The organism is Frankia sp. CoWAU3, from assembly GCF_977971855.1.
In genome coordinates this window covers 15836-21182 of the sequence record NZ_CDWWXB010000004.1, presented here as the reverse complement: position 1 = coordinate 21182, position 5347 = coordinate 15836, and the positions used below count along the sequence as shown (strand labels likewise).

The 5347-nt window shown below is 72.2% G+C and carries 4 protein-coding genes; all 4 read left to right on the top strand.

Going from position 1 to position 5347, the window contains the following annotated elements; genetic code table 11:
• The coding region (locus AC08ON_RS01120) for a methylmalonyl-CoA mutase family protein (protein WP_476616306.1) at positions 1 to 1311 on the top strand (1311 nt) is incomplete at its 5' end.
• Complete coding sequence (gene scpA, locus AC08ON_RS01115; protein WP_476606053.1) at positions 1311 to 3566, top strand: methylmalonyl-CoA mutase; 2256 nt, start codon at positions 1311 to 1313, stop codon at positions 3564 to 3566. The genes AC08ON_RS01120 and scpA, both read left to right, overlap by 1 nt.
• A 27-nt stretch (positions 3567 to 3593) precedes the next feature.
• Positions 3594 to 4676, top strand: coding sequence for a methylmalonyl Co-A mutase-associated GTPase MeaB (meaB, locus tag AC08ON_RS01110; protein WP_476606054.1), 1083 nt, complete (start codon positions 3594 to 3596; stop codon positions 4674 to 4676).
• Between the two features lie 282 nt (positions 4677 to 4958).
• Positions 4959 to 5347, top strand: a 389-nt coding sequence (locus AC08ON_RS01105) for an Hsp70 family protein (protein ID WP_476616305.1), incomplete at its 3' end; no start/stop codon positions are given.

The following is a 5347-nucleotide window of genomic DNA, read 5'->3' as shown; positions in this document are numbered from 1 at the left end:
GCCGGCCGGTGCGTGCGGGAGTTCCCCGGGATCCGCGCCCTCGTCGTCGACGCCCAGCCGTACCATCGCGCGGGTGGCAGTGACGCCGAGGAGCTTGGGGCGTCACTGGCCACCGGCGTCGCCTACCTGCGGGAGCTCACCGAGGCCGGCCTGAGCCTTGCCGAGGCGCTTGCCCAGATCGAGTTTCGCTACGCGGTCACCGCCGATCAGTTCTCCTCGATCGCGAAGCTGCGGGCCGCCCGCCAGTTGTGGTCACGGGTCGCCGAGGTGTGCGGCGCTGAGCCGGCCGACCGGGCCCAGCGTCAGCACGCGGTCACCTCGGCGGCGATGATGACCCGCCGGGATCCCTGGGTGAACATGCTGCGCACGACGCTGGCCTGCTTCGGCGCCGGTGTCGGCGGCGCCGAAGCGGTCACCGTCCTGCCGTTCGACACGCGCCTCGGCCGGTCCGACGACTTCTCCCGCCGGATCGCCCGCAACACCCAGGCCCTCCTGCAGGAGGAGTCGAGCCTGATCCGGGTGACCGACCCGGCAGGTGGCTCCTGGTACGTCGAGTCGCTCACCGCCGAGCTCGCCGAGGCGGCCTGGGCCTGGTTCACCGAGATCGAGCGGGCCGGCGGGATCGTCGCCGGCCTGCGGTCCGGGCTCGTCGCCGAGCGGATCGCGGCCACCTGGGCGACGCGCTCCGACGCGATCGCCCACCGGCGGGACCCGATCACCGGGGTGAGCGAGTTCCCGAACCTGGGCGAGAAGCTCCCCGAGCGGCCCGCCGTGCCTACTGCGAGCCCCGTGCCCGCTGTGAGCCCCGCCGGCGCCGGAGGGGAGGCCGCCACGGCGGTGGGCGCCGGGCTGCCGGAGGTCACCTACGACCTCACCTTCGAGGAGCTGCGCGCCCGTTCCGACGCGCACTTGGCGGCGACGGGCGGCCGGCCCGTGGTCTTCCTGGCCACCCTGGGCAGCGCGGCGGCCTCGACCGCGCGCGCCACCTTCGCCGCCAACCTGTTCCAGGCGGGCGGGTTCGAGACTCCGACGTCCGGCCCGGGCACGGACCCGGCGTCGATCGCGGCGGCGTTCAGCGCCTCCGGGGCCACCGTGGCCTGTCTGTGCTCGGCCGACAAGGTATACGCCGAGCACGCTGGGCCGGTCGCCGAGGCGCTGCGGGCCGCCGGGGCGAGCCGGGTGTGGCTCGCGGGCCAGGCCGGTGCGCGCGCGCGGACCGATGCCGCCGCGGGCATCGGCGGATACGTGTTCACTGGATGCAATGCCGTCGCCGTGCTGCGGGCGGCGCTCGCCGAGGTTGGGGTGGCCTGATGTCCACGGACAGCTCGCAACGTGCCACGATGGTCCCGGACTTCTCCGCGGTGGAGCTGGGCACCACGCCGGCCGGGGCGGACGCGGCGGAGGGTGAGTGGCGGGCCGCCCTGGAGGCGGCGACCGGCAAGGACGCCGACGCGCTGACCTGGGATACCCCCGAGGGCATCGCGGTGAAGCCGCTCTACACCGCCGCCGACACCGCGGGCCTGGACTTCCTGGGCACCTACCCGGGGATCGCGCCCTTCCTGCGCGGCCCATACCCGGCGATGTACGTCACCCAGCCGTGGACCATCCGCCAGTACGCCGGGTTCTCCACCGCCGCCGCGTCGAACGCCTTCTACCGGCGCAACCTCGCCGCCGGGCAGAAGGGCCTGTCGGTCGCCTTCGACCTGCCGACCCACCGCGGCTACGACAGCGACCACCCGCGGGTCACCGGCGACGTCGGCATGGCCGGCGTCGCCATCGACTCCATCCTCGACATGCGCCAGCTGTTCGACGGTATCCCGCTGGACAAGATGAGCGTGTCGATGACCATGAACGGCGCCGTGCTGCCGGTGCTGGCGCTCTACATCGTCGCGGCCGAGGAGCAGGGGGTGGCCCCGGGGCAGCTCGCCGGGACCATCCAGAACGACATCCTCAAGGAGTTCATGGTCCGCAACACCTACATCTACCCGCCGCAGCCGTCGATGCAGATCATCTCGGACATCTTCTCCTTCACCTCGCGGCGGATGCCGCGGTTCAACTCGATCTCGATCTCCGGCTACCACATGCAGGAGGCCGGGGCGACGGCCGATCTGGAGCTCGCCTACACCCTGGCCGACGGGGTCGAGTACATCCGGGCAGGGCTGGGCGCGGGGCTGGACATCGATGCGTTCGCACCAAGGCTGTCGTTCTTCTGGGCGATCGGCATGAACTTCTTCATGGAGGTCGCCAAGCTGCGCGCGGCCCGGCTGCTGTGGTCGCGGCTGGTCAACCAGTTCACCCCGAAGAGCGCCAAGTCGCTGTCGCTGCGGACCCACTCGCAGACCTCGGGTTGGTCGCTGACCGCCCAGGACGTGTTCAACAACGTGGTGCGCACCTGCGTGGAGGCGATGGCCGCCACCCAGGGGCACACCCAGTCGCTGCACACCAACGCCCTCGACGAGGCACTGGCCCTGCCGACGGACTTCTCGGCCCGCATTGCCCGCAACACCCAGCTGCTGCTGCAGCAGGAGTCCGGCACCACCCGGGTGATCGACCCGTGGGGCGGCAGCTACTACGTCGAGCGGCTCACCCACGACCTGGCCCGCCGGGCCTGGGAGCACATCGACGAGGTCGAGGCCTCGGGCGGCATGGCGCAGGCCATCGACGCTGGGATCCCGAAGATGCGTATCGAGGAGGCCGCCGCCCGCACCCAGGCCCGCATCGACTCCGGCCGCCAGCCGCTGATCGGAGTGAACAAGTACCGCGTCGACGCGGACGAGGGCATCGAGGTGCTCAAGGTCGACAACTCGGCGGTGCGCGCCGAGCAGATCGAGAAGCTGCGCCGGCTGCGCGCCGACCGTGACCCGGCCGCGGTGGAGGCGGCGCTGCACGCCCTGACCGCGGCGGCCGCCGCGGCCCGCGACGGGCGCCGCGGCCCCGGGCTGGAGCAGAACCTGCTGGCGCTCGCCGTCGACGCGGCCCGGGCTCAGGCGACGGTCGGGGAGATCTCCGACGCGCTGGAGAAGGTCTACGGGCGTCACGCGGGCCAGATCCGTACCATTTCCGGGGTGTACCGGGACGAGGCGGGACCCGCCGGCAACATCGTCGCCGCCCGCGAGGCCGCCGCAGCCTTCGAACGCGCCGAGGGTCGCCGGCCCCGGATCCTGGTCGCGAAGATGGGCCAGGACGGTCACGACCGCGGCCAGAAGGTGATCGCCACCGCGTTCGCCGACCTCGGCTTCGACGTGGACGTCGGCCCGCTGTTCCAGACCCCGGCCGAGGTCGCCCGCCAGGCCGTCGAGGCGGACGTCCAGATCATCGGCGTCAACTCGCTGGCCGCCGGCCACCTCACCCTGGTGCCCGCGCTGCGTGAGGAGCTCGCCGCGCTCGACCGGCCCGACATCCTCATCGTGGTCGGCGGGGTCATCCCTCCCGGTGACTTCGACGAGCTGCGGGCCGCCGGCGCCGCCGCGATCTTCCCGCCCGGCACGGTCATCGCCGACGCCGCGCTGGACCTGCTCGCGACCCTGTCGGCCCAGCTCGCTCACCCCGCTTACCCCGCGGCCTGACCCGCCCCGAGTGACGGCAGATCCGGCATGGTGACCCGACGACCGATCGATCCGGGTGAGTACGCCGACGGGGTGCTGGCCTCGTCGCGGACCTGGATCGCGCGGGCCATCACCCTCGTCGAGTCCACCAGGCCCGACCACCAGGAGCTCGCCCAGCAGCTGCTGGTGACGTTGCTGCCGCACGCGGGCAAGGCCCGTCGGATCGGCATCACCGGGGTGCCCGGGGTGGGCAAGTCGACGTTCATCGACGCGCTGGGCACCATGCTCACCGGGAAGGGAAACCAGGTGGCGGTGCTCGCCGTCGACCCCTCCTCGACGCGTACCGGCGGCAGCATCCTGGGGGACAAGACCCGGATGGCGGCGCTGTCCACCGATCCGGCGGCGTTCATCCGGCCCTCGCCCACCGCGGGGACGCTCGGTGGCGTCGCCAAGGCGACCCGCGAGGCGATGGTCGTCATGGAGGCGGCGGGCTACGACGTTGTCCTGGTCGAGACGGTCGGCGTCGGCCAGTCGGAGACGACCGTCGCTGACATGGTCGACACCTTCCTGTTCCTGACCCTGGCCCGCACGGGGGATCAGCTCCAGGGCATCAAGAAGGGGGTGCTGGAGCTCGCCGACGTCATCGCGGTGAACAAGGCCGACGGGCCGCACGAGCTCGACGCCCGCCGTGCCGCCCGGGAACTCGCCGGCGCGCTGCGGCTGCTGCAGGGCTCCGCCGGTCTCCGGGACTGGAACACCCCGGTGCTGACGTGCAGCGCGGTGGAGCGGACGGGGCTGGACACTGTCTGGGCGCAGATCGTCAAGCATCAGGACACCCTCGACGCCTCCGGCGAACTCGCCGCCCGCCGCCGCCGCCAGCAGGTCGACTGGATGTGGGCGATGGTCCACGATCGGCTGCTCGCGGGCCTGCGGGCCGATCCAGGGGTCCGCGAGATCACTCCGGACCTTGAACGGCGGGTCCGCGACGGCACCCTCACTCCGAGCCTGGCCGCCGACGCCATCCTCGCCGCGCATGACGGCCTGGCCGCGCACGAGGGCCGGGCCGCGGCACCCTCCGACGCCGCGGAAAGCCGCGACGGAAAGCCGCGACGGAAAAGCGTGGAGGGTTAGGAACGGTCCACGGCCGCTGGACTGTGCCCAACCCTCCACAGTTCCGTCCACGGCAGGCCGGTCGGGCCGGGGCTCGGCACCGTCCGGCACCATTCGGCAACTCAGGGACCTGCTCACCGGCTCAACGGGAGCCGGAAATATTTTGTCCGCTCCCGGACACAAATATTGCCTGGTCAAACGTCTACGATGATCGTGGTAACGGGAGTGGAAGGATCTCCGGCGGCCGAGCGGAGTACCGTGGCTCCGGTCGCCGTGATGATCGCGTGGGTTTCGGGAGACGCGGTGAGCTATCAGCTGGGTATCGACCTCGGGTCCGCGAACACGATCGTCGGGGTGGCGGACGGAGGCTGGCCCCGCGTGCTCGAACTGAGCGGTCAGCGTCGCCTGCCGTCGGTGATCTACGCTGCCCCGGCCGGTGGCCTGCAGTTCGCCCGCTCGGCGGACCGCCGGTCGCTGGTCGACCCCGAGCGTGCCGCAACCGACCTCCTGCGCCTGCTCGGGGACAGCGGTCCCGTTCTGCTCGGGGGTGCCGCCTACAGCCGGGAGGGGCTGATTGCCCGGTTGGTGTCCTACGTTGTCACGGCCGCCACCGAGCAGCTCGGGTCGGAACCGGACCAGGTCGTCGTGACGTTCCCGACTTTCTGGTCGGCGGCCCGGCGCGAGGTGTTCGC